Below are 25,392 nucleotides of genomic sequence, written 5' to 3'. Positions count from 1 at the left end.
TCTCAACATTGGAAGCCATAATGACGGAACAACAGAATCAATCCGCCGTGGTTGAAGAGACCAGGGAGGCCGTGGAAAAGAGACCACAGCCAGAAAATAGCGTAGAAAAGAAAAGTGGCGGCAGTAAAGTCAGTCTCGCCCTGAGTGCGATAGCCGTCGCTATCGCACTCGCTGCTGGCGTCGGCCTTTACGGCCTGACGAAAACCCAGGCGACCCGCCAGAGCGAAACCAGCGCCGGGCTATCCAGCCAGATCGCCGCGCTGCAAAAAGCGCAGGAAAGCCAAAAAAGCGAACTTGAAAGCATTATTAAGCAGCAGGCCGACCAGCTGACGGAAGCGCGGCAGCAGCAAGATTCGCTGGCAAAGAAGCTGGATGAAGTGCAGCAAAAAGTCGCCGTGATTTCCGGTAGCGATACCAAAACCTGGCTGCTGGCCCAGGCCGATTTCCTGGTGAAACTGGCCGGGCGTAAGCTGTGGAGCGATCAGGACGTGACAACCGCCGCCGCGCTACTGAAGAGCGCCGACGCCAGCCTCGCGGATATGAACGATCCGAGCCTGATTAGCGCTCGCCGCGCCATCACTAACGATATCGCCTCCCTTGCCGCCGTTAACCAGGTGGACTATGACGGCATCATCCTGAAAGTAAACCAGCTCGCTAACCAGGTCGATAATTTACGTCTGGCGGACAATAACGACGATGACTCCCCAATGGATTCCGATAGTGATGAACTATCCAGCTCCATTAGCGAGTGGCGAGTCAATCTGCAAAAAAGCTGGCAGAACTTTATGGACAGCTTTATTACCGTCCGCCGCCGTGACGAAACCGCCGTACCGCTGCTGGCCCCTAATCAGGACGTCTACCTGCGCGAAAATATTCGCTCCCGGCTGCTCGTTGCGGCGCAGGCGGTACCGCGCCATCAGGAAGAAACCTACAAGCAGGCACTGGATAACGTCTCAACCTGGGTTCGTGCCTACTACGATACTGACGACGCGACCACTAAAGCTTTCCTTGAGGATATCGATAAGCTCAGCCAGCAAAGCATCACCATGAACGTACCGGAAAGCCTGCAGAGCCAGGCGCTGCTTGAGAAACTTATGCAAACGCGGGTACGTAACCTGATGGCGCAACCGGCCGAAGCACCGGCCAGCGTCCCGACGCCAGCCCCCGCCGCCCCCGCGCCAGCACCTGCGCCACAAGGAGAGTAACGCATGCTGAAAATCCTCTTACTCTTCGCGCTGTTGATTGCCGGGATCGTTGTCGGCCCGATGATCGCCGGCCATCAGGGTTACGTCCTGATCCAGACGGATAATTACAACATTGAAACCAGCGTTACCGGGTTAGCGATTATCATGATCCTCACCATGGTGGTGTTGTTTGCCATTGAATGGTTGCTGCGGCGTATTTTCCGTACCGGTGCGCATACCCGCGGCTGGTTCGTGGGCCGCAAGCGCCGCCGTGCGCGCAAACAAACCGAGCAGGCGCTGCTAAAGCTGGCGGAAGGCGATTATCAACAGGTTGAAAAACTGATGGCGAAAAATGCCGATCACGCGGAACAGCCTGTGGTGAATTACCTGCTGGCGGCGGAAGCGGCCCAGCAGCGTGGAGATGAAGCCCGCGCGAACCAGCATCTGGAGCGCGCAACCGAACTGACTGGCGACGATCTGATCCCGGTCGAAATTACCCGTGTCCGCCTGCAGCTGGCGCGTAATGAAAACCACGCCGCCCGTCACGGCATCGACAAGCTGCTGGAGATCACGCCGCGTCATCCGGAAGTACTGCGGCTGGCTGAGCAGGCCTACATCCGCACCGGAGCCTGGAATTCGCTGCTGGATATCATCCCGTCGATGGCAAAAGCTAACGTCAGCGATGAAGAGCATCGTGCTGAACTGGAACAGATGGCGTGGATTGGTTTGATGGATAAAGCCCTGGCCGACGGCGGCAGCGAAGGCTTGCGCGACTGGTGGAAAAATCAGAGCCGTAAAACCCGCAACCAGGTGACGCTACAGGTGGCAATGGCCGAGCGGCTTATCGAAAGCGACGACCATGACACTGCTCAGCAAATTATTATTAATGGCCTGAAAAAGCACTATGACGACCGTCTGGTGATGCCTGTTCCGCGGCTGAAAACCAATAACCCGGAGCAATTAGAGAAAGTACTGCGTCAGCAGCTTAAAACGGTCGGCGATCGTCCGCTGCTATGGAGCACGCTGGGGCAATCGCTCATGCGTCACGGCGAGTGGCAGGAAGCCAGCGTAGCGTTCCGCGCCGCGCTCAAGCAGCGCCCGGATGCGTTTGATTACGCATGGCTTGCCGATACCCTCGACCGGTTGCATCAGCCAGAAGAAGCCGCGTCGATGCGCCGCGATGGCCTGTTGCTGACGCTGCAAAACAATCCTCCGCAGTAATTTCCCATTGCCCGGTGGCGCTACGCTTACCGGGCCTACCAGGTCACCGTAAGCCGGATAAGGCGAAACCGCCATCCGGCAGTTCTCTTCCGCGTCCCCATAAAAAAACGCCTGCCCTGAAACCAGAGCAGGCGTTAAAACAGATCTATTTGACAACAATTGGGTGCTTCACTCAACGTCGTGTCCATGGTGTTTGATGAGGCGAAAAACGCGACATCTGTCAGTGGACGATAAGCACCGTAAACGGCTCTGCATCATTCCTGAGTTTATGAGGCCCTGAGGCGAACATAAGAGGTGGAATGAGCATCTACCCGGTGATTATCGCACAAGACCTGTAGAAAATGCATCTATCCGCATAAGGAATTGGGAGTATTCTGGACAATAAGTCGCATCGCGATCGGCGGGATATTTTCTAGCGGTATCAGAAAGAGAAACATTTTCTGCAAAATCAGAAAACAAAAAACCCCGCCGGAGCGGGGTTCAAAATTGGTCGGCGAGAGAGGATTCGAACCTCCGACCCACTGGTCCCAAACCAGTTGCGCTACCAAGCTGCGCTACTCGCCGATGTACTGCTTTTTGAATTTCTAGTTCAACTCTTTATAAAGTCGTGGTGCGAGGGGGGGGACTTGAACCCCCACGTCCGTAAGAACACTAACACCTGAAGCTAGCGCGTCTACCAATTCCGCCACCTTCGCAATATCACAACTTTCTAAATAATGGGGTGGCTAATGGGATTCGAACCCACGACAACTGGAATCACAATCCAGGGCTCTACCAACTGAGCTATAGCCACCACTGTAAATCTTTTACGCGGTATTGAAACCACCGCAGCTCCAGCACCGGGTGAATGGTGCGCCCGACAGGATTCGAACCTGAGACCTCTGCCTCCGGAGGGCAGCGCTCTATCCAGCTGAGCTACGGGCGCTTAGCGCCGTTGCGGGGTCGGATAATACGGACTTCCTCCCCCGCTGTCTAGTGCCTTTTAAAAGAAAATGATCGTTTGGTTATGCTTTGTGCGTTTTGTCGCTTATTCCGTCACATCATCAACATTTCCGCGCCGCCCAAGGCCAAACGCCTTATAAATAAACGTCACGGCAGCCAGAAAAATCATCCCGACAAAGAGCGACATACGCGTATCGTCGTTAAATCCCATACCTGCCAGCACGCAAACCAGGAATGCCATGGTTAAATAGTTCACCCACGGGAAAAACAGCGAGCGAAACGGATGACTGGCCATCGCTTCTTTGTGCACCAGACGAAAACGCAACTGGCTAATCAGGATCACAAACCACGGTACCATACCCGGCAATACGCTGGCGCTGTAAACGTAGACGAAAACCCGCTGCGGGTTGGGAATAATGTAGTTCAGGCACGAACCGCCCAACAGAATCACTATTGACAACGCCACGCCCACCGACGGCACACCGTTACGCGAGACTTTAGCGATCGCCGCAGGCAACTGGCGGTTTCTGGCCAGCGCGTAAAGCATACGTCCGCAGCTATACATTCCGCTGTTACAGCCGGAAAGCGCTGCCGTCAGCACCACAAAATTGATAATGCCCGCCGCCGCCGTGATACCAATTTTGGCAAAAGTCAGCACAAACGGACTGCCGTTCGAGCCAATCTGATCCCAGGGGAAAATCGTGACGATAACAAAAATCGCGCCGACATAGAAAATCAGGATTCGCCACAGCACCTTGCCTACCGCGCTGCGCAGAGTGACCTGCGGATTCTTCGCTTCACCGGCGGTAATACCGATAAGCTCAACGCCCTGATAGGACGCGACAACAATACACAGCGCCGTCAGGAAGCCCTTCCAGCCGCCAGCGAAGAAACCGCCATGCGCGGTCAGATTGCCAAAGCCAAGGGAGTGTCCACCGTTGCCAAAGCCAAAGAAAATAACGCCCAGCCCAACCACGATCATCACGATAATAGTAGTGACTTTAATCATCGCGAACCAGAATTCAATTTCGCCATACAGTCGTACCGCCGCCAGATTCGCCAACGCGACCAGGCCAACTGCAATCAGCGCCGGTATCCACTGAGCCATTTCCGGGAACCAGAACTGGACATAGACCCCGATCGCCGTAATCTCTGATATCCCAACCGCCATCCACATAAACCAGTAGGACCAGGCGGTGAGATAGCCGAAAAACGGGCTCATATAGCGATGAGCGTAAACGGCGAATGAACCGGTTACCGGCTCAAGAAACAGCATTTCGCCCATCGAACGCATGATAAAAAAGACAAACAGGCCGGCGATAATATACGCCAGCAGAACCGAAGGCCCGGCCCACTTCAGCGTACTTCCTGCTCCCATAAATAATCCCACGCCAATCGTGCCGCCAAGTGCGATTAGCTCAATATGTCGCGCCTCCAGTCCTCGCTGAAGTTCCGCTTTTTTCTCAGTCATATAGCCTCTTGTATTTGCCCTGCTCCGGTTTTAGCGCACCGCAAGCTGTGGTGTGTATATGCCGGTTATTTTTATGAAGTCATACCCTGCCAACACGACGGTAATACTTACCCGTCGCGTATTAAGCTTGCGAATGGTTAATGAATTTTAGCGAAATGGCAAATAAAGTATCAGGTGAGTGAATACATTACACAGAATACCCAGCAAAATCCGCGAAAGTGCAGTGGAATATCAAAGCTTATTGGTATAATACCAGCATAAATAGCGCAGAAGGCGAGCCTGCCTTTTTATCCGGCTCGGCTGCGAAATCAGGCGGTAAAACCACTCCAGCCCCAGGTCCTGCCAGAATTTAGGCGCCCGCTGAACATGGCCGGTAAAGACATCGTAGGTCCCACCGACCCCCATATACAGCGCCTGCGGATAAACGTTCCGGCAATCGCGCATCAGGATCTCCTGACGCGGCGAGCCCATCGCCACGGTGACGATTTTTGCCCCGCTCTCGCGAATGCGCTCAAACAGCGCCTGACGCTGATCGGCGGGGAAATAACCATCCTGACTACCGACAATATTCACCTTCCAGCGCTGGCGAAGCTGTTGCTCAGTCTGCGCCAGCACCTCTGACTTGCCGCCAATCAGAAACACTGGCGTACCCTGCGCGCCCGCGCGCGCCATCAGCGCTTCCCATAAATCGGCCCCGGCGACGCGCGATACCCGCGCCTGAGGATATTTTTTTCGTATTGAACGCACCACGCTGATGCCATCCGCGTATTTAAACTCCGCATCTGCAATGAGCGCCCGAACGTCGGGATTGTCTTCTACCGCCAGCATCTTCTCTGCATTAATCGCCACCAGCGTACCTTTGCGGATCTCGCCGTCAGCGTACAGATAATCCAGAGCGTGTTGAATATCGCGCCAACCAATGAGTTGCAACCCTCTCAGCAGGTACAACGGCGCGGATGTCGTCTCAGTCATGTACACCCTTTATCAGACTTGAGGTTGCGTCAGCGGCTTAATCCGCTTATGAATCAGCCCTACGCTATCCAGGAACCAGTACAGCAGTTTTGCCGCCAGTAAGCAGATGCCAAAGATAACGAGGAAAAAAACCACGCGGGAACCGAACGCATCCAGCCCTTCGCGCGCCAGCACGATCATGTTGAAGATCGCGCCAAAACAGAAACTGTGCAGTATCGCCGCTTTATAACGGTTACTCTCCCGGTTGCCAAGCTCATACAGCCAGTCAAACCATTTAATGATCAGCCCGACCACCACCGCCCCCAACGGCACAAACCAGATGCCGCCCATCACCACCAGCGACCCAATCAGGGTCGGCGAAATCGCCAGACCGGAATGGTTATTCAGCACTTCCCAGGTGAAATAGTTGGCAGTATTGAGCACCATGCCCGGACGACCGTGCCATAGCCAGCTGGGGATAAAAACGTAAAAATCCCGCACCATTGGCGCCAGCCCCTGGAACGCAATCTTGTCGTAGTTTTGCAGCAATAAAGCCAGGTTTTCCCACGGCGAGAAGGTATCGCGGGTCAGATAGAGGAACGTATAAAACGCCTCATCGCCGCTGACGTTCATGCCATAACGCTTAAGCGCCAGCCAGAACATACCGACAATGCCCAGCACGCCCGCCACCGCCAGCATCCACAGGCTGATCCAGCCGCGAATAATGCCGATAAACAGAAAAATGGCGAAGGCGATGATAATGTTCGCCCGGGTGCCGCCGACGATAACGTAGGTCAGCAGGCCAAACGCGACGGTGCTGATGAGAAAGAATAGCCACGCCTTATAACTCTGACGCAGAAAATAAACCACCAGCATCGCCGGGATGAAAAAGTAGAAAAAGCGCTTTAGCGCCACCCCGGAGACTTCGCTGGAGAAGATCTGGCTATAGGCGTTGAGTCTGAATAGCAGGAAACCGTTGTGCGCAAAGAAAATCCCCAGGCAGAGCAACGCAATCCCCAGTAAAATGCCCCAGGTCAGGTGCGTCTCCACGCGGTTCATGGTGTACAGCGGGCGATGCTGACGTTCCCTGGCCGCCGGGCGCAGGCGCGTTTTATAGGTGACGTAGTACACCGCGTAAAAGCAGACCGAGACCAGCAGGGTCTGCAGCAGAATTTCCGGCGGAGCCACCGCCACCCCGAAGCGGAACACCAGAATGCTGGTCAGCGGGAAGCCGAAGAAGAAGGTCAGCAGGAACAGCAACGAAAAAAAGACGTTAAAGTTAAAGCGCACGCGGCGGAATTCAAAGTAAGTAATGGTGGCGATAAACAGCGTCGAGAGCAGCCAGACCACCAACAGCCCGCAAAATTGCATTAATGTCATTCGCCCACCCCCGCGGCAATCCGCAATGCCCGTCGCCATCCCGCCAGATAATTCGGACGGAAGAAGGCGATCTGATTTTTATCCACAGCGGCTAACTGGCGCTGCGCTTCGCGCACGACAGCCGTATCCAGCGGGTCGCCGGTAAAGAGTACCGGAATATGCTGTTCCGACATATCCTGCCAGAAGGGATTCTCCCGGTTGAGAACGCAGGGGATCCCGGCCTGAATCAGCAGGCACAGCGTACCGATACCCTGCTGGCGGGCAAACAGAAAGTAGCCAAGATCGCAACGACGCAGCAGGGCGAGGTAATCATCGAACCCCAGCTTATCGCTCAGCACCTGGAGATGCTGCGGGCTAAACAGCGCCGCTCCGGCCTCGCGAACTTCGTTGATGTAGTCACGATTATTGGCCGGATATCCCATTGGCACAACCACGTTCACCGTATCGCCAAACTGCTGGTGGATCGCGCGCAGCGCGGCGATATGCTCGTTGCTGCGATCGCCGGAATTGCCCACCAGAATAGTCAACGTATCGCCGCGCGGGGAACTATCGGCGAGCGCATTAAGCGTCGGATCCATACGGGTCGGGAAGTAGAGCAACTCGCCGGGCACGCCCGGATGTCTGGCGGTGAACCAGCTCAGATCGCCGCGAGTCGCAAATACGCGGCCGACTCGCCTTTGCGCCATACGCCGCAGCGGATAGAACAGGCGGAATTTCAGGCTGGCAGCGTTCTCATACAGGTCCGCGCCCCAGATATGCCAGTTAAACTGCGCCGGACGGATCCCGCCGCTTAGCAGCGCCAGCCACAGACCAGTATTGAACTGGCCATGAAAGAAAAAGCGCTGCTGCCGGTTCGCCTTCGCCAGAGCGATAACCGCCTGCGCCAGCGATTTTTTCCCCGGATAACCAGTAATGGATAGTGCGGGATACGCTTCGCGAACCGCTTTCCCATCACCAACGATCATAAACAGGCGCGCCTGCTGGTCGTTGACCGCCAGTTCATCATTAAAAAACCGCAGAACGGTCTGGTTGTGGTGCGGAATATCCGATCCCAGTACATGTATCAGTGCAGTCATGCCCGTCTACGCCAAAGTAAAAACACGCCGCTACAGAGGGCGAAATAAACAACATAAGTGGCCATATACGCCTGCGCCGCGCCGATGGCACCGTGCGCCGGGATAAGCCAGTGCGAAAATGCGGTCAACAGCGTGAACTGGCTGATTTCCGTCAGAATATAAAAACGCAGCGAGGCTTTGGCGATCACCAGATAACCATAAACATAGGCCCCGACTTTCAGCACATCGCCCACCAGTTGCCAGGCAAACAGATCGCGCATCGCCGTAAAACGGTCGGAAAAAAGTAGCCAGATGGCGAAGTCGCGCAGCAGCCACACGGTTAAGCCGCCTGCCGCCACCGCCGGAAGGACAAATTTTAACGATTTGCCAATCTCGCGAGTGATATCCGCTTTCGCGTTCAGACGAGAGAGCGTCGGCAGCAGGTACACGCTAAACGAAGCGGTAATAAACTGCAACCAGGCGTCGGAGATGCTGCTCACGCCCTGCCAGATCCCCACCGCGTCCCAGCCATAATGAGCCGCCAGCAGATTACGCATCATCACATAGGCGACAGGCAACGTCACCGAAGTCATCAGCGCCATCAGGGTAAATTTCGACAGTTGCCCCGCCAGGCCGTTATCCCAACGCGGGCGCAGCGCGCGCAGCGGAATATTGCCGCGCCGCCATAGCACAATGGCCGCCGGAACCACCACCAGCGCGGGCACCAGCGCCAGGCCGAGCAGCGCCCCCTGATAGCCGCCGAAACGGTAGCAGATATAGTAGGCCACGACGCCAATCAGGCTGCCGGCAATAAGCGACAGCGCATTTGCCGCCGCATCACGAAACCCTTTCATCAACGCCAGCAGGAAGTTCGCCCAGGCAATGCCCATCTGCACCAGCGCCACCAGCCGTACCAGATTCTGATAATGCTGATGACCGAACAACCCCTGACTTATCGGCGCCGCCGCCAGCAGGAATATCAGCGCCAGCAGAGTGGAGAACCCCAGCACCATCGTTGATGAAGTACCGACGACGCGATTCAACTGCTGGCGATCGTCATGATGCTGGGCGACCAGCTTAGTCACGCCGTTAAAAATCCCGGCTCCCGCCAGCACGCCAAGCACGGTCACCAGCTGGCGGAAGTTACCCGCCTGACCTACTCCGGCCGGACCGAAAGAGACCGCCAGCAGTTTAACCACCAGCAGACCCGCGCCGATTTTGACCATCGTGGACGCGGCGGTCCACAGAGACGCTTTAGCCAGCGACATATCAGGAGAAATAGCTCAGCAACGAGTTAATCACCGTGCGCTGGTTTACGCCCGACAGATTATAGAATAACGGCAGGCGCAACAGGCGTTCGCTCTCCCGGGTGGTGTAGCGATCCTCACCGTGGAATCGGCCAAAGTTCTCCCCTGCCGGGCAGCTATGCAGCGGGATATAGTGGAACACCGCCAGAATCTCCGCCTCTTTCAGCCAGGCAATCAGCTTGCTGCGATCGTCAATATCGCGCAGTTTGATATAGAACATATGCGCGTTGTGTCCGCAATCGGCGGGAATGACCGGCAGATCGATCCGCCCGGCGCGCGCCAGCGGCAACAGGGCATCATAATAGTTCTGCCACAGCGCCAGGCGCTGCTGGTTAATCCGCTCCGCCGCTTCCATCTGCGCCCACAGATAGGCCGCCTGTAAATCGGACATCAGATAGCTGGAACCAATATCGCGCCAGGTGTATTTATCCACCAGACCGCGAAAAAACTGGCTACGGTTGGTGCCTTTTTCGCGAATGATCTCCGCGCGTTCCACCAGCTTGCGATCGTTAATCAGCGTTGCCCCGCCTTCGCCGCCGGCGGTGTAGTTTTTGGTTTCATGGAAGCTGAAACAGCCAATATGGCCGATGGTGCCGAGCGCGCGGCCTTTATAAGTGGACATCACCCCCTGAGCGGCATCCTCCACCACCAACAGATTATGTTTGCTGGCGATAGCCATGATGGTGTCCATCTCGCAGGCCACGCCCGCATAGTGGACCGGCACAATCGCGCGGGTTTTTTCACTGATTGCCGCCTCAATCAGCGTTTCATCGATATTCATGGTATCGCGACGAATATCAACAAAGACGATCTTCGCCCCGCGCAGTACAAAGGCGTTGGCGGTGGAGACAAAGGTGTAGCTCGGCATAATCACTTCGTCGCCCGGCTGGATATCCAGCAGCAGCGCCGCCATTTCCAGCGACGCGGTACAGGACGGCGTCAGCAGCGCTTTTGCCGTTGCAAAACGCTGCTCCATCCACTGCTGGCAGCGGCGGGTAAAACCGCCATCGCCGCATAGCTTGCCGCTTCCCATCGCTGACTGCATATAATCAAGCTCGGTTCCCACCACCGGCGGCGCGTTAAATGGAATCATCATGTCACCTGTATAACCAGTACGCGGTGCTTTCCACACTGGCACCGCTGAGAATGTAACGTTTAAGCGCGGCAACGTTGCCCATCTGGGTCGCCACCCGCAGCGTCGTCAGCCCGCGCAGCGCGGCCCAGCGTTGCGCCGCCTGCATTAATGTTGCGCCCTGTCCGCGCCCGGCCAGCAGACCTATTCTTGCCTCTTGCTCATTGAGCTGGCGCAGAGAGACAAACCCGCGGATCTCACCATCAGGTGCGCGACAAATCAGGCACTGGTGATCGAAAATCCCCAGTACCGCGTTTTCAATCCACTGGGCATAGAAACGTTCGCTGGCGTCAGGGGCGTACCAGGGCGCACGAAAACGACTCTGAGCAAAAGCCTGAGCTGCCAGCTCGCGCAGTCGGGGAATATCCGCTTCTGTCGCCCTCTCAGCGCCAACGTCATCATAAGCCGTAAGCGTAAGCGCGAGATCGACTTCGCCCTCTACCAGCCGGAAGCCTGACGCCTGTAGCGCATCCAGCCGTGCGACATCATCCGCCGCGACTTTGGCCTGCACTCGCGACCAGCCAGCCAGCGCTTCCGTCGTCAGCAGCGGCGCGTCATCGGCAAAGCGCAGGATAGCGCTGTTAACGCCGAAGAAGCGGTTTTCCCACTCCAGGGGCTCAATACTGGCGCGGACGGGCACGGAGAAGATCCAGTAAGTATTGGCCGTAGCCGGTTTTTTCCAGCCGTTTCGCCGCGCGCTTCACGCCGTCGTCATCCAGCCAGCCGTTGCGCCAGGCGATCTCCTCCAGGCAGGCAATTTTGAAGCCCTGACGCTTTTCAACCGTCTGCACAAACATGCTGGCCTCAATCAGGCTATCGTGAGTGCCGGTATCCAGCCAGGCAAAACCGCGGCCCAGCAGCTCAACCGTCAATGCGCCATCGTCGAGATACATTTGATTGATAGAGGTGATCTCCAGTTCGCCGCGCGCCGAGGGTCTGACCCGTTTGGCGTATTCCGCCACTTTACCGTCGTAAAAATAGAGGCCGGTGACCGCCCAGTTGGATTCAGGTTTTTTTGGCTTCTCTTCCAGCGAAATCGCACGGAACGCATCATCAAACGCCACCACGCCAAAGCGTTCAGGATCCATCACCTGATAACCAAATACCGTCGCCCCGGAAGTCCGGGCCGCCACGCTACGCAGTTTCGGACTGAAGCCCTGGCCGAAAAAGATATTATCGCCCAGCACCAGGCACGAAGGCTCGCCGTTAAGGAACGCCTCGCCGATGATAAAGGCCTGCGCCAGTCCATCCGGGCTCGGCTGGACGGCGTAGCTTAGCTGCACGCCGAATTCCGAACCATCGCCAAGCAGACGCTGAAAATCACGCTGGTCATCCGGAGTAGTAATAATCAACACCTCGCGGATACCGGCCAGCATCAGTACCGATAGCGGATAATAGATCATCGGCTTATCGTAGATGGGTAGCAGCTGTTTCGAAACGCCGCGTGTGATCGGATGCAGGCGAGTACCCGAGCCGCCAGCCAGAATAATACCTTTCATCTTCCCCCTCAGACGCTCAGGCTTGCAGGCCCAGGCGTTCTCCTTGATAGCTACCGTCCAGAACCTGCTGCCACCAGGCTCTATTCTCCAGGTACCACTGAACGGTTTTGCGCATACCGCTGGTAAAGGTTTCGTCCGGCCTCCAGCCCAGCTCGCGTTCAATTTTCGTCGCATCAATGGCGTAACGCAGGTCGTGCCCGGGACGGTCGGCAACGAAGGTGATGAGATCGCGATAGTGCGCCAGACCATCAGGTTTGTGCGGCGCCAGGGTTTCCAACAGCTCGCAAATGGTTTCCACCACCTCGATATTCTTACGCTCGTTATGGCCGCCGATATTGTAAGTCTCGCCCGGCTCGCCGCAGGTTGCCACCCGATAAAGCGCCCTGGCGTGATCTTCAACGTATAGCCAGTCACGAATTTGCTGGCCATTGCCATAAACCGGCAGCGGTTTGCCCGCCAGCGCGTTGAGGATGGTCAGCGGGATCAGCTTTTCCGGGAAATGATACGGCCCGTAGTTATTCGAGCAGTTAGTCACCAGCGTCGGCAGGCCATAGGTTCGCTTCCAGGCGCGAACCAGATGATCGCTGCTGGCCTTTGAGGCGGAATAGGGACTGCTGGGGGCATAGGGGGTGTTTTCGGTAAATAAGCCGCCGCTATCGTGCAGATCGCCATAGACCTCATCCGTCGAGATATGATGAAAGCGAAAAGCCGCTTTTTTTTCGGGCGCCTGCGCATTCCAGTACGCCCGTGCGGCTTCCAGCAACATCCAGGTACCGACAATATTGGTTTCAATAAATGCCGCCGGACCATCAATAGAGCGATCGACGTGGCTTTCCGCCGCCAGGTGCATCACGATATCGGGCTGGTAGTGGCCAAATACGCGATCCAGCGCTGGCCGATCGCAGATATCTACCCGCTCAAAGGCAAAGCGCGGGTCCTGAGCAACAGGGGCCAGCGACATCAGATTTCCGGCATAGGTCAGCTTATCCACCACCACGACCTTATCGGCAGTTGCCGTGATGATTTCACGCACCAACGCCGAACCGATAAACCCGGCTCCGCCGGTGACCAGAATCGTTCTCACCGCCAGACCCCTTTGGTGTCGACGATAAACGGCTGACTCACGCTGTCGCCGCTTATCGCTTTAAATTCTTTATGATCGACCAGCATCACCAGCACATCGGCGCTCGCCAGCGCCTCGTCCAGCGGCGTCAGAGCGCACAGGCCGTCAAGTTTGTTCGGCAGTTGCTGAATATTCGGCTCAACAACCAGGGTTTCGCCGCCATGCCAAAGGGCGATTTGCCGGGCAATCGCCATTGCCGGGCTTTCGCGCAGATCATCAATATTGGGCTTAAACGCAAGGCCAAAGCAGGCGATTTTCAGCTCGCTGGCGCGTTTGTTGCTGGCGGCGAGGCAGTCGGCGACCCGCGTTTTAACCTGATCGATAACCCATTCCGGTTTATGGTCGTTTACCTCGCGCGCGGTGCGGATCAGCCGCGCCTGCTGCGGATTTTGCGCTACGATAAACCACGGATCGACCGCAATGCAGTGGCCGCCGACGCCCGGACCAGGTTGCAGGATATTAACGCGCGGGTGACGATTCGCCAGGCGAATCAGCTCCCAGACGTTAATCGCCTGATCGGCGCAAATCAACGAAAGTTCATTGGCGAAAGCGATATTGACGTCGCGGAAGCTGTTTTCGGTTAGCTTGCACATCTCAGCGGTGCGCGAGTTAGTCACCACACATTCGCCTTCGAGGAAAATTTTATACAGCTCGCTGGCGCGGGCCGAGCATACGGGAGACATCCCGCCGATCACGCGGTCATTTTTTATCAGTTCAACCATGACCTGCCCCGGCAAAACGCGTTCCGGGCAGTAGGCGATATTCACATCAGCCGCTTCGCCAACCTGTTGCGGAAAGCTCAGATCAGGGCGCATCTCCGCCAGCCAGGTCGCCATCTGCTCGGTTGCGCCGACCGGCGACGTGGACTCGAGGATAACCAGCGAACCTTTCTTTAGCGTCGGGGCGATAGACTTCGCCGCCGATTCGACGAAAACCATATCCGGCTCATGCAGATCTTTAAACGGCGTCGGTACCGCAATAAGGTACGCGTCAGCCTCCACCGGCGCGGTGGTGGCGCTCAGATAACCCTGCTCGACCGCCTCTTTGACAACGCTCGCCAGATCCGGCTCCACGATATGAATTTCACCACGATTAATGGTCTCCACGGCATGTTGATTGATATCAACGCCGACCACCCGCTTCTGCCGGGAGGCGAACGCGGCAGCGGTTGGCAGGCCAATATATCCAAGGCCAATCACTGAAATGGTAGAAAAACTCATAACGTTACCTGATTATTTTTTAGTGCGGACAAAATACGATGACACGCCTGTCCATCGCCGTACGGGTTATGCGCCCGACTCATGGCCTGATACGCAGACTCATCTTGCAGTAAGCGCGTGACTTCATTAACGATGCGCTGGCTATCGGTGCCCACCAGGCACACGGTACCGGCGCTGACCGCTTCCGGGCGCTCGGTCATGTCACGCATCACCAGAACCGGCTTCCCGAGCGATGGCGCCTCTTCCTGGATGCCGCCGGAGTCGGTCAGGATCAACCATGCGTGATTCATCAACCAGACGAACGGCAGGTAATCCTGCGGTTCAATAAGCATGACGTTATCAACGTGGCCAAGAATACGATTAACCGGCTCGCTAACGTTCGGGTTCAGATGCACCGGATAGACAATCTGTACATGCGGATTGTTGGCGGCGATCTCCGCCAGCGCATGGCATATCTGCTCAAAGCCGCGGCCAAAACTTTCCCGACGATGCCCGGTAACCAGAATCATTTTCCTGCCATCAGAGAGGAAGGAGTAACGCTGGGCGAGCTCATTGCGCAACGCTTCATCACGCAATGCCTGGTCACGCACCCAGAATAGTGCGTCAATAACTGTGTTACCGGTGACCGTAATCCGGCTGTCAGCGATATTCTCCTGCAGCAGATTCTGTCGTGACGTTTCCGTCGGCGCAAAATGGTACGTTGCCAGACGCCCGGTTAACATCCGGTTGCCCTCTTCCGGCCACGGCGAGCTCAAATCGCCCGTGCGCAGCCCGGCTTCCACATGGCCCACCGGAATTCGCTGATAGAACGCAGCCAGGCTCGCCGCCATCGTGGTGGTCGTGTCGCCATGCACCAGCACCACATCTGGCCGGAACGATTCCAGTACCGGTTTCATGCCTTCAAGAATACGACAGGTAATCTCCGTCAGCCCCTGACCTGGCTGCATAATGTTCAGATCATAGTCCGGAACAATAGAAAAAAGTTTTAATACCTGATCGAGCATCTCCCTGTGCTGCGCGGTCACGCAAACTTTCGCCTCAAAATGAGGGTCTTTTGCCAGCGCATGAACCAGAGGCGCCATCTTTATGGCTTCTGGTCTCGTGCCAAACACCGTTAGTACTTTCACATCAACTCTCTTCGATTAGGCGATAAAGGCGATACTCGTCGTCTTTCAAGCAGCATCTGCATCGCCGACGAGGGATAACTCGACATCAACAAGGTCTCACTGCGGGCTGCATTCACTGGACACGGCGACGCGATAACGCAACGCCTGCGCCAATGAGCGCGCCCACAATCCCCCACATCACCATCAGAAACACGCGACGCGGGCTGTCGCGTTTTACCGGCTCTTCAGGCGTGCGCAGATACCTGTAAGTCTGGAAACGCGGGTCCAGGGTCGGCCCGACGTTTAAGGTCGTTAGCATGGCGCGGCTCTGATCATAATCCAGACTGTATTCCGGCCCCACCGCCTGTAGATTTTCCAGCCGCGCCTGCAGCATCGGCCTTCCCAGCAAAAACAGTTCAGAATCCGGCAACTGGTCTGGCGGAACGTCGGTTTCACTGCGGGAGATGTTATGCTGCTGCGCAACTTTCAGCGCCTGTTCCACGCTATGCATGCGGCGATTGAAAATCGCGCGCGCCACCTCTTCCTGACGTTTCACCTGCGCTTTCATCTGTATGGTGCGGGCAGCCCAGGCGCCTTTAAGCTCGTCATTGAGATGCCCCGCCGCGCGCTGGCTGGCAAAAGCGACATACTGTCGCAGCAGATTATTGGCATCCGGTGCCGTTTCGGCTGTCAGCTTCACGCTATCGTTGACGTTTTTTTGCGCATCGCCCGGTATAAACTGAATATCGTTAATCAGGTCATCCAGCAGTGCGGCGTCGGCGCGAGCATTACCCGACTGGCGCTGTTTGTAGTAGTCAGTCTGCAGCCAGAAGTCACGACGAGTATCCCATGACGCCTGCTGCATAATGAACTCTTTATAGGCTTCGTCCATTACCGAAGGTTGATCGACCGAAGCAAGATTGGCCTTGATATCAAGATTACGTAAGAACTGCTGTTGCGAATAGTACCCTCCCAGCATATTCACCGTTGGCCTATCGGTAATCGCCGTCGCGCTCCACTCCTGGCGAGCAAAAAAGGTATAAACCAGAACAATCAGTGCAAAAAGCACCGCGATACCGGCTATCCAGCTTTTCCCTGACCATAAGGCGCGAAACAACCCGCGAATATCCAGTTCATTCTCAACATTCACTGCACGAACTCCCGGTAATGGTTGACTCATCAGGTCCCCAGATTTACTTGGTTAATTTTGGATTATTGCCGCTGTGTCGCCGTATTCTGCGTCTAATGCGCTTAACCAGGCGCGCCACTTTCCACGCGCGTTTAATACAGTAGCCATAAAGAAAGAAGGCTAATAAAAAGAGTATTAACATCACCCATTCAGGAACAAAGCGGGTATATTCCGCCACCACGCCAACCAGCGCCAGTAGCGCTGCCGCCAGGGTAATCAGAACGAACGCCTGGCGGGAAGTAAACCCGGCACGCATAATCAAGTGATGAATATGCTGCCGGTCCGGAGAAAACGGGCTCATCCCTTTACGCAGACGACGATACATAATCGCCACCATATCCATCAGCGGGATAGCAATAATCCACAATGCGGTTACCGGGCTAATAGGATGCGTTTTTCCCTGCGTGGTCTCCAGCAGCAGCCAGATGATAGTGAAACCAATCATGGTACTGCCAGCGTCCCCCATAAAGACCTTATAGCGACGGCCAAGCACGCCGAGGTTAAGTAAAATATAGGGTAAAATGGCGGCAATCATCGCAAAACACCACATCGCCAGGCTATATTGACCATCAAACAACAGGATGATTCCCATTGCCGCGAATGAGACAGAGGAGAGGCCGCCAAGCAGGCCATCAATACCATCCACCATATTGAAGGCATTGATCGCGGCCCAAACGGCAAAAAGGGTAAGGAAAAAGCCAAAGGGGCCGAGAACCAGCTCCCACGCGCCAAAAATAAACCCGAGGCTACTCAGATGAAGATGGCCAACCGTCATCATAATGATGGCAATCGCGGCCTGAATAACCGCGCGAATTTTGACACTGATATCGAAACGGTCGTCCAGCGCGCCGACCAGCACCAGTACCCCGGCACACGCAAGATATAGCCGGGCATGGGGAATATAATAATCGGCAATGGCAAATGTAAAACATATACCTGCATATACTGAGATACCACCGACTAACGGAATCAATCCCTGATGCCGTTTGCGATAGTTTGGTTTATCCACTAGCCCAATTTTTTCCGCCGCCTTACGAGCAACAAATATAAACAGGGTAGTAAATAAGAAAATACTGATTAATTCAGTAATAGCAGTGAGTAAATTCACAATGCAGTGCTCTCAGCATAGTTAATGCGGGAAGTATAACGACGATATCTCAGCTCCAGAAGGGGTAAAGGCAGAACATTACAAATTTATTGTAGAAATTTTAGGCTGTTAAAGCACCGCACTCTCTTTGCCATCGTGCTGAATACATCATTCGTTTACACCCGCTTTTCTTCCCTGCATGGATCATACAAACCCGGAAAACAAAACGCCACGCAATAGCGTGGCGTTCTCTGGCTTTTTTTAAATTACGAGCGCTTCATCATATCGAAAAAGTCATCGTTGGTTTTGGTCATCGCCAGTTTATTGATGAGGAACTCCATCGCGTCGATTTCACCCATCGGATGGATGATTTTACGCAGAATCCACATTTTTTGCAGCTCTTCCTGCGTGGTGAGCAGCTCTTCTTTACGGGTACCGGAACGGTTGTAGTCGATAGCCGGGAAGACGCGTTTTTCGGCAATCTTACGCGAGAGGTGCAGCTCCATATTACCGGTGCCTTTAAACTCTTCGTAGATAACTTCGTCCATTTTAGAACCGGTATCGATCAGCGCGGTCGCGATGATGGTCAGGCTACCGCCCTCTTCGACGTTACGCGCGGCGCCAAAGAAACGCTTCGGACGGTGCAGGGCGTTGGCGTCCACACCACCGGTCAGGACTTTACCGGAAGCCGGCACTACGGTGTTGTAAGCGCGCGCCAGACGAGTAATCGAGTCGAGCAGGATGATAACGTCTTTTTTATGTTCAACCAGACGCTTCGCTTTCTCGATCACCATTTCCGCAACCTGAACGTGACGGGAGGCAGGTTCGTCAAAGGTTGAAGCAACCACTTCACCTTTAACCAGACGCTGCATCTCAGTCACTTCTTCCGGACGCTCGTCAATCAGCAGGACCATCAGCACACAATCAGGATGGTTGTAGGCAATGCTCTGCGCGATATTCTGCAGCAGCATGGTTTTACCGGCTTTCGGCGGCGCCACAATCAAACCACGCTGGCCGCGACCGATCGGCGATGCCAGATCGAGAACACGCGCGGTTAAGTCTTCCGTTGAGCCGTTACCACGCTCCATACGCAAACGTGAATTTGCGTGCAGTGGCGTCAGGTTTTCAAAGAGGATCTTGTTACGCGCGTTTTCCGGTTTGTCATAGTTAACTTCATTAACTTTCAACAACGCAAAGTAGCGTTCGCCTTCTTTCGGCGGGCGAATCTTACCAGAAATGGTATCACCAGTGCGGAGGTTGAAACGGCGGATTTGGCTGGGAGAAACGTAGATGTCATCAGGACCGGCGAGGTAGGAGCTGTCTGCAGAGCGGAGGAAACCAAATCCATCCTGCAGTATCTCCAGTACGCCATCGCCAAAGATATCTTCACCACTCTTCGAATGCTGCTTGAGGATGGCAAAAATAATATCCTGCTTACGCATACGGGCCAGGTTTTCCAGCCCCATATTTTCGCCGAGAGTAATCAGCTCAGAAACCGGCGTATTCTTTAATTCGGTAAGATTCATAATGATGTGGGTTCTTAAACTCGGGGTAATTCTCGAACTTAATGTTGTGAATGGTATGGCAGGAACATCCATGCCTGTTAACGGCCTTCATCTCGTGTCTGTACGTTGCCTGGTCACAGGAAAAAACACAGAACTGAAACGACTAGACGGAATGAGTGATAAGCCAGGAATTATTAGCTTCACGCGCATTTTCTGCGGGACGCTTTGGGTAAAACAAGATTCAAACAAAAGGTATGTTTAAAACGAAGTCTGGGATTAACTTAGCACGACTCTGGCCGGGCGTCCAGAGATCCACAAAAAATAGGAGCCCGGACGCCGGAATAACAAACCGCTTACGCCAGGTTGGCGTCGAGGAACTCTTTCAACTGGCCTTTAGACAGCGCGCCAACTTTGGTCGCCGCAACTTCGCCATTTTTGAACAGCAGCAGAGTCGGGATGCCGCGAATGCCGTATTTCGGCGCCGTACCCGGGTTCTGATCGATGTTCAGTTTCGCAATGGTCAGTTTGCCCTGATACTCTTCAGCGATCTCATCCAGAATCGGGGCGATCATTTTGCACGGACCGCACCACTCTGCCCAGAAATCGACGAGGGTTAGCCCGTCAGCCTTGAGTACGTCCGTGTCAAAACTGTCGTCAGTCAGGTGAATAATTTTATCGCTCATATTTAACTCCACAGGAATAAGCCTGGTGTGTTGGTGTCGCAGCCATCAACGACGTGTCAATGCTACGTTACGCACGCTGTTCTTCAGGGTGCATCTTTTCACTGCCTGCGAGATAAGCCCCATCATAGGCTTCCCACCGGCAGACGTTAAAGCAACCTGCGCTCAAACTGGCTTATCGCAGATTTGCCACCCTCGGCTCGCTTAGTCGTCTAAGCTTTCGAGGATGCGTTCTGTTGCCGCAGACGTACCTTGAATAATTTCATGCATAGCCAACGAAAGGTTGACGTTATTTCACCGGATACGCTTTCTTAATGCAATAGTAAGCTGATATTCTACCACACTATGAGCAAAACACATTTAACAGAACAGAAGTTTTCCGACTTCGCCCTGCACCCTGCAGTCGTCGAGGCCCTTGAAAAAAAAGGGTTTCATAATTGCACACCCATTCAGGCACTCGCCCTCCCGCTAACGCTGGAAGGTCGTGATGTCGCCGGGCAGGCGCAAACCGGTACCGGTAAAACGATGGCGTTCCTGACGTCAACGTTTCATTATCTTCTCACACACCCGGCTATCGCTGACCGCCAGGTCAACCAGCCGCGCGCGCTAATCATGGCGCCAACGCGTGAACTGGCGGTGCAAATTCATGCCGATGCAGAACCTCTGGCGCGGGCAACCGGCCTGAAGCTTGGTCTGGCTTACGGCGGTGATGGCTATGACAAACAGCTGAAAGTGCTGGAAAGCGGCGTGGATATTCTGATCGGCACAACCGGTCGTCTTATCGACTATGCCAAACAAAACCATATCAACCTCAGCGCCATTCAGGTTGTCGTCCTTGACGAAGCCGATCGCATGTACGATCTCGGCTTTATTAAAGATATCCGTTGGCTGTTCCGTCGGATGCCGCCCGCAAATCAGCGCCTGAACATGTTGTTCTCCGCCACCCTTTCATATCGCGTACGTGAACTGGCGTTCGAACAAATGAACAACGCCGAATATGTCGAAGTTGAACCAGAGCAGAAAACAGGCCACCGCATCAAGGAAGAACTGTTCTATCCTTCCAACGAAGAAAAAATGCGTCTGCTGCAGACGCTGCTGGAAGAAGAGTGGCCGGATCGCACCATTATTTTTGCCAACACCAAACACCGTTGTGAAGATATCTGGGGTCATCTGGCGGCGGACGGCCATCGCGTTGGTCTGTTGACCGGCGACGTGGCGCAGAAAAAACGCCTGCGTATTCTCGATGAATTCACCCGCGGCGATATTGATATTCTGGTCGCAACCGATGTCGCCGCCCGCGGCCTGCACATCCCGGCCGTTACCCATGTCTTCAATTACGACCTGCCGGACGATTGCGAAGATTACGTTCACCGCATTGGTCGTACCGGTCGCGCTGGCGCCAGTGGTCACTCCATCAGCCTGGCCTGTGAAGAGTACGCGCTGAACCTCCCGGCTATCGAAACCTATATCGGCCACTCGATTCCGGTAAGCAAATACAATTCAGATGCGCTGATGACCGGACTGCCTAAACCGCTACGTCTCACGCGTACGCGCCCTGGCAACGGCCCGCGTCGTAACGGTCCGCCCCGTAATCGTCGTCGTTCAGGTTAACGATATGCCATACACAACGTCATTCAGGTTGCATCAGGGCAGCAAAGAAGCGAATCCCGACGGGCTTTTTCGGGTAAGTGATTCGGGTGATAAATTTGTCAGCAACAGATTTGCACGCCGCTTACAACGCCCCGTCGGGTTGGGTCCCAGGAGCGGGCCGAATAATCAACGCAGCCAACACTGAGGCAGCCTGAAGGATGAAATGTATGAGTTCCCCCTCGCTCTATGCGGCTATCGATCTTGGTTCCAATAGCTTTCATATGCTGGTTGTACGCGAGGTGGCCGGGAGCATCCAGACCCTCAATCGTATCAAACGTAAAGTCCGTCTGGCTGCTGGATTGAGTAATGACAACACCCTCTCAGCGGAAGCCATGGAGCGCGGCTGGCAATGTTTACGCCTGTTTGCCGAGCGTTTGCAGGATATCCCTACGGCGCAAATCCGCGTGGTTGCTACCGCAACATTACGTCTGGCAGTTAACGCCGGAGAGTTCCTGGAGAAAGCGCAGGAGATCCTCGGCTGCCCGGTGCAGGTCATCAGCGGAGAAGAAGAAGCTCGCCTGATCTATCAGGGCGTGGCGCATACCACCGGCGGCGCGGATCAGCGCCTGGTCGTGGATATCGGCGGCGCCAGTACCGAACTGGTTACCGGTACCGGAGCACAAACCACCTCGCTTTTCAGCCTGTCGATGGGCTGCGTCACCTGGCTGGAGCGCTACTTCGCCGATCGTAGTCTCACCAAAGAAAATTTCGATCTTGCGGAAACCGCCGCACGTGAGGTATTACGCCCCGTCGCCGATGTTCTGCGCTATCACGGCTGGAAAGTGTGCGTCGGCGCGTCCGGCACCGTTCAGGCATTACAGGAAATCATGATGGCCCAGGGGATGGATGAACGCATCACTCTGGATAAGCTCCGGCAGCTTAAACAGCGCGCGATTCAGTGTGGCCGTCTGGAAGAGCTGGAAATTGAAGGCCTGACGCTCGAACGCGCGCTCGTTTTCCCCAGCGGCCTGGCCATTCTGATGGCTATCTTCAGCGAGCTAAACATACAGAGCATGACCCTGGCGGGCGGTGCACTACGCGAAGGCCTCGTTTACGGTATGCTGCATTTGTCGGTCGATCAGGATATTCGTAGCCGCACGCTACGTAATATTCAGCGCCGGTTTCTGGTGGATACCGCTCAGGCACAACGCGTTGCCCGCCTGGCCGACCATTTCGTTCATCAGGTGGAAAAGCGCTGGGAAATTGAGCCATTGTGCTTTGATCTGCTGCAAAGTGCCTGTCAGCTGCATGAAATCGGCCTGAGCGTGGAATACAAACAAGCACCGCTGCATTCCGCCTGGCTGGTACGCAATCTCGACCTGCCCGGCTTTACACCTGCGCAAAAGAAGCTGCTGGCCACGCTGCTGTTAAACCAGACCAATGCTGTCGACCTCTCTTCAATTCATCAACAAAACGCGGTTCCGCCGAAGGTCGCGGAGCATATGTGCCGCCTGCTGAGACTGGCTATTCTGTTCGCCAGTCGCCGACGCGACGATTTGCTGCCGATGATTACGCTGGCCGCCGAAGATGAAAGTTTGACGCTGACGCTGCCGCACGGCTGGCTGGAAAATCATCCGCTGGGCCAGGAAATGGTAGAACAGGAGTGCCAGTGGCAAAGTTACGTTCACTGGCCGCTGTTGATCAAAGAACAGCCATCCTGAGTTGATATCCGTCATATTTCAGGTTGCGGGTGCGTTGGTGCGACGCCCCGTTATTGTAGCTTCACCCTGAAATCAAAATTGAAGTAATTGCTCAGGCAAAACGCGGTTCCGTATTCCAGCACGTCTCCCTGAGCGTTACGGCTTTTCAGCGTAATTTTCATTAATGGGACCCCATGCGGTAAATCCAGTAAACTCAGTTCTTCTGCCGAAGGGACATGTACCGTCAGGGAGTAATCCTGAAGATCGGGAAAAATTCCGTTTTCAGCCCAGTGAGCATACAGTGAACCTTCGAATAAATCCGGGCGTGGCAAGAAACGCGCCGGGATAAACATGGTCTCGATAGAAACCGGCAGGGAATCTACCAGGCGTACGCGTTTTATTTTCGCCACGCGATCCCCGACAGCGATCTCCAGTTCACGTGCCAGAACGTCATCCGCCGCCAGTTTTTCCCTCACCAGCCAGCGGTCGGACAGCGTCCCGGCATGTTGTAGCTGGGCAGAAAATCCGCCGCTGGCAAGGTTATAACTTACCGGCTGATTCACTTCCGTCCCTTTCCCGTGCCGCTTGATAACCCGCCCGCCTTCCTGCAAAGCCTCCAGCGCTTTCACCACCGTCACCCGTGATAATTCAAGCGCCTGAGACATTTTACGTTCAGAGGGCAAAATACTGCCATGAGTCAGTAACCGATCCGCCATCGCTGCTTCAATAGCTTGTTTTAGTTGCATATAAAGCGGCGCGGGCGCCTCTGCATTCAGGCGAGCTTTTATGTACTCAAGCAGCGGTTGCGGCATCATTTCGTGGCCTTCCAGAATTATGTGGCTGTGGATTTATCATAGTGGATCCATACTGGAATCTGTAGCGCCATCATCGTGTCTCCCGGCACGCTCCCGCCTCCCTTCTTATCATCAAAATGTCCCGTCGATCACAGTGTGATGATAAAGGACTTTAACTGGACTTAATCTGGATCTATTTTCAGTATAACTTTTGTTCACTTCTTGCCGGGAGTCATTGATGTCTGATATTCGCCCTGCGTCTACCGCGGAACGCCGCATTCTTGGCTGCCTTTACGGGCAAGCCACTGGCGATGCAATGGGAATGCCTTCTGAATTATGGGCTAAGCGTCGAATCATTAACTATTTTGGCTGGATAGAACGCTTTCTTCCCGGTCCGAAAGAAAATATCGCCGCCTGCGAATTTAACGCCGCTGAATTCACCGATGATACCCATCAGTGTATCGCACTGATGGATGCGCTGAATGAAAACAACGGTGTCACCAATCCACTGCTTATCGCCAGACATATTCTGCTGTGGGCCAGAGGCTGTCAGGCATTTGAAAAAAATATCCTCGGCCCGACCTCGAAAGCGTCCCTGATTGCACTTGAGCAGGGGCAGTTGCTGGATGACATCGCCGCCAACGGCGTGACCAACGGCGCGGCAATGCGCGTGGCGCCGATGGGTTGCCTGCTGCCAACCCGGGACAAAGCCTTTTTCATTGAGCAAGTACGGCTGTCCTGCCTGCCTACACACAAATCAGATATCGCCATTGCCGGTGCGGTGGTAATTGCCTGGGCCATCAGTCGCGCCATTGAAAGTGCCGACTGGTCATTAATCAAAACGGAGCTGGTATCGCTGGCGAACGAAACTCAGCGCCATTATGAGTCCACTTTTAGTCCACTTCTCGGTAATCGCATCCAGCTGGCGCTGGAAAAGATGTCGGGGGAAACAGATCACCTGAAAGGCATTGATCGTATTTATACGGATATCGGTGCTGGTATGGATGTCATCGAATCCGTCCCCGCAGCAATTGCGCTGGTCGATCTATCCGGAACGCAGCCAATGAAATGCGCCATGCTGGCGGCAAATTTGGGCGGCGACACTGACACCATTGGTGCGATGGCAACCGCTATCTGCGGCGCGCTTCATGGAATCGACGCCTTCCCTGAAGACGCAATACACCAGATTAATCAGGCCAACAATATAGATTTCACGCCTTACGCACAGCAACTTGCAGGTTATCGCTTCGCATAAT

The 25,392-nt window shown here is 54.8% G+C and carries 21 protein-coding genes and 4 tRNA genes; 5 read left to right on the top strand and 20 right to left on the bottom strand.

Features of this window, described 5'->3' with window-relative positions:
• Window positions 1–20 precede the first annotated feature (20 nt).
• Window positions 21–1,205, top strand: a complete 1,185-nt coding sequence (gene hemX, locus ABK821_RS20520; RefSeq protein ID WP_343178638.1) for a uroporphyrinogen-III C-methyltransferase — start codon at window positions 21–23, stop codon at window positions 1,203–1,205.
• 3 nt (window positions 1,206–1,208) lie between these two features.
• Window positions 1,209–2,405 carry a protoheme IX biogenesis protein HemY gene (gene hemY / locus ABK821_RS20515; protein ID WP_138362082.1) on the top strand — a complete coding sequence of 399 codons (1,197 nt, stop codon included), beginning with the start codon at window positions 1,209–1,211 and terminating at the stop codon, window positions 2,403–2,405.
• 487 nt (window positions 2,406–2,892) lie between these two features.
• Here the strand turns inward: hemY and ABK821_RS20510 are convergent.
• The 19 genes from ABK821_RS20510 to trxA all read right to left on the bottom strand — a co-directional run bounded on the left by ABK821_RS20510 (window position 2,893) and on the right by trxA (window position 20,055).
• Window positions 2,893–2,969, bottom strand: a tRNA-Pro gene (locus tag ABK821_RS20510).
• Window positions 2,970–3,013: 44 nt separating this feature from the next.
• A tRNA-Leu gene (locus ABK821_RS20505) sits at window positions 3,014–3,100 on the bottom strand.
• A gap of 22 nt (window positions 3,101–3,122) precedes the next feature.
• Window positions 3,123–3,198: transfer RNA gene (locus ABK821_RS20500), tRNA-His, on the bottom strand.
• Window positions 3,199–3,253: 55 nt separating this feature from the next.
• Window positions 3,254–3,330, bottom strand: a tRNA-Arg gene (locus ABK821_RS20495).
• 102 nt (window positions 3,331–3,432) lie between these two features.
• The gene (locus tag ABK821_RS20490) at window positions 3,433–4,818 is read right to left on the bottom strand and encodes an amino acid permease (RefSeq protein ID WP_138362081.1); all 1,386 of its coding nucleotides are present in this window, start codon (window positions 4,816–4,818) and stop codon (window positions 3,433–3,435) included.
• A 231-nt stretch (window positions 4,819–5,049) separates the two neighbouring features.
• Complete coding sequence (gene wecG, locus ABK821_RS20485) at window positions 5,050–5,790, bottom strand: lipopolysaccharide N-acetylmannosaminouronosyltransferase (RefSeq protein WP_142503261.1); 741 nt, start codon at window positions 5,788–5,790, stop codon at window positions 5,050–5,052.
• A 12-nt stretch (window positions 5,791–5,802) separates the two neighbouring features.
• On the bottom strand, window positions 5,803–7,149 hold the full coding sequence (gene wzyE, locus ABK821_RS20480) for an ECA oligosaccharide polymerase (RefSeq protein WP_138362079.1): 1,347 nt from the start codon (window positions 7,147–7,149) through the stop codon (window positions 5,803–5,805).
• Entirely contained in the window at window positions 7,146–8,225 is a 1,080-nt protein-coding gene (locus tag ABK821_RS20475) for a TDP-N-acetylfucosamine:lipid II N-acetylfucosaminyltransferase (protein WP_138362078.1), read from the bottom strand. Before ABK821_RS20475 ends, wzyE begins: the two co-directional genes overlap by 4 nt.
• The gene (gene wzxE, locus ABK821_RS20470) at window positions 8,222–9,472 is read right to left on the bottom strand and encodes a lipid III flippase WzxE (RefSeq protein WP_142503264.1); all 1,251 of its coding nucleotides are present in this window, start codon (window positions 9,470–9,472) and stop codon (window positions 8,222–8,224) included. Before wzxE ends, ABK821_RS20475 begins: the two co-directional genes overlap by 4 nt.
• A gap of 1 nt (window position 9,473) precedes the next feature.
• The gene (rffA, locus tag ABK821_RS20465) at window positions 9,474–10,604 is read right to left on the bottom strand and encodes a dTDP-4-amino-4,6-dideoxygalactose transaminase (protein WP_138362129.1); all 1,131 of its coding nucleotides are present in this window, start codon (window positions 10,602–10,604) and stop codon (window positions 9,474–9,476) included.
• A gap of 4 nt (window positions 10,605–10,608) precedes the next feature.
• A complete protein-coding gene (gene rffC, locus ABK821_RS20460) occupies window positions 10,609–11,283 on the bottom strand; it encodes a dTDP-4-amino-4,6-dideoxy-D-galactose acyltransferase (RefSeq protein ID WP_142503265.1) in 675 nt (224 codons plus the stop codon).
• The gene (gene rfbA, locus ABK821_RS20455; RefSeq protein WP_138362075.1) at window positions 11,261–12,142 is read right to left on the bottom strand and encodes a glucose-1-phosphate thymidylyltransferase RfbA; all 882 of its coding nucleotides are present in this window, start codon (window positions 12,140–12,142) and stop codon (window positions 11,261–11,263) included. Before rfbA ends, rffC begins: the two co-directional genes overlap by 23 nt.
• Window positions 12,143–12,158: 16 nt before the next feature.
• Entirely contained in the window at window positions 12,159–13,226 is a 1,068-nt protein-coding gene (gene rffG, locus ABK821_RS20450; RefSeq protein ID WP_343178639.1) for a dTDP-glucose 4,6-dehydratase, read from the bottom strand.
• A complete protein-coding gene (gene wecC, locus ABK821_RS20445) occupies window positions 13,223–14,485 on the bottom strand; it encodes a UDP-N-acetyl-D-mannosamine dehydrogenase (RefSeq protein ID WP_142503267.1) in 1,263 nt (420 codons plus the stop codon). Before wecC ends, rffG begins: the two co-directional genes overlap by 4 nt.
• On the bottom strand, window positions 14,482–15,612 hold the full coding sequence (gene wecB / locus ABK821_RS20440) for a non-hydrolyzing UDP-N-acetylglucosamine 2-epimerase (RefSeq protein ID WP_142503268.1): 1,131 nt from the start codon (window positions 15,610–15,612) through the stop codon (window positions 14,482–14,484). Before wecB ends, wecC begins: the two co-directional genes overlap by 4 nt.
• Window positions 15,613–15,724: 112 nt before the next feature.
• Window positions 15,725–16,771, bottom strand: coding sequence for an ECA polysaccharide chain length modulation protein (gene wzzE, locus ABK821_RS20435; protein WP_138362071.1), 1,047 nt, complete (start codon window positions 16,769–16,771; stop codon window positions 15,725–15,727).
• Between the two features lie 13 nt (window positions 16,772–16,784).
• Window positions 16,785–17,888, bottom strand: coding sequence for a UDP-N-acetylglucosamine--undecaprenyl-phosphate N-acetylglucosaminephosphotransferase (gene wecA / locus ABK821_RS20430; RefSeq protein WP_138362070.1), 1,104 nt, complete (start codon window positions 17,886–17,888; stop codon window positions 16,785–16,787).
• Between the two features lie 245 nt (window positions 17,889–18,133).
• A complete protein-coding gene (gene rho / locus ABK821_RS20425) occupies window positions 18,134–19,393 on the bottom strand; it encodes a transcription termination factor Rho (protein WP_002883293.1) in 1,260 nt (419 codons plus the stop codon).
• A gap of 332 nt (window positions 19,394–19,725) precedes the next feature.
• The gene (trxA, locus tag ABK821_RS20420) at window positions 19,726–20,055 is read right to left on the bottom strand and encodes a thioredoxin TrxA (RefSeq protein WP_004097507.1); all 330 of its coding nucleotides are present in this window, start codon (window positions 20,053–20,055) and stop codon (window positions 19,726–19,728) included.
• Between the two features lie 342 nt (window positions 20,056–20,397).
• Here trxA and rhlB point away from each other — a divergent pair, with 342 nt between their 5' ends.
• Window positions 20,398–21,663: an ATP-dependent RNA helicase RhlB gene (gene rhlB, locus ABK821_RS20415; protein WP_138362068.1), complete on the top strand. Its 1,266-nt coding sequence runs from the start codon at window positions 20,398–20,400 to the stop codon at window positions 21,661–21,663.
• Between the two features lie 197 nt (window positions 21,664–21,860).
• A complete protein-coding gene (gppA, locus tag ABK821_RS20410; RefSeq protein WP_171034909.1) occupies window positions 21,861–23,363 on the top strand; it encodes a guanosine-5'-triphosphate,3'-diphosphate diphosphatase in 1,503 nt (500 codons plus the stop codon).
• Window positions 23,364–23,413: 50 nt separating this feature from the next.
• Here the strand turns inward: gppA and ABK821_RS20405 are convergent, their stop codons facing one another.
• Window positions 23,414–24,154, bottom strand: a complete 741-nt coding sequence (locus ABK821_RS20405; RefSeq protein WP_138362128.1) for a GntR family transcriptional regulator — start codon at window positions 24,152–24,154, stop codon at window positions 23,414–23,416.
• 220 nt (window positions 24,155–24,374) lie between these two features.
• Between ABK821_RS20405 and ABK821_RS20400 the strand changes: the two genes are divergently transcribed.
• A complete protein-coding gene (locus ABK821_RS20400) occupies window positions 24,375–25,391 on the top strand; it encodes an ADP-ribosylglycohydrolase family protein (protein WP_138362066.1) in 1,017 nt (338 codons plus the stop codon).
• Window position 25,392 lies beyond the last annotated feature (1 nt).

Origin of the sequence: Klebsiella sp. KE9456 (genome assembly GCF_043832615.1) — a bacterium.
Classification (GTDB): domain Bacteria; phylum Pseudomonadota; class Gammaproteobacteria; order Enterobacterales; family Enterobacteriaceae; genus Klebsiella; species Klebsiella indica.
The sequence above is the reverse complement of the archived record's forward strand: the minus strand, read 5'-3'. Positions and strand labels throughout refer to the sequence as shown.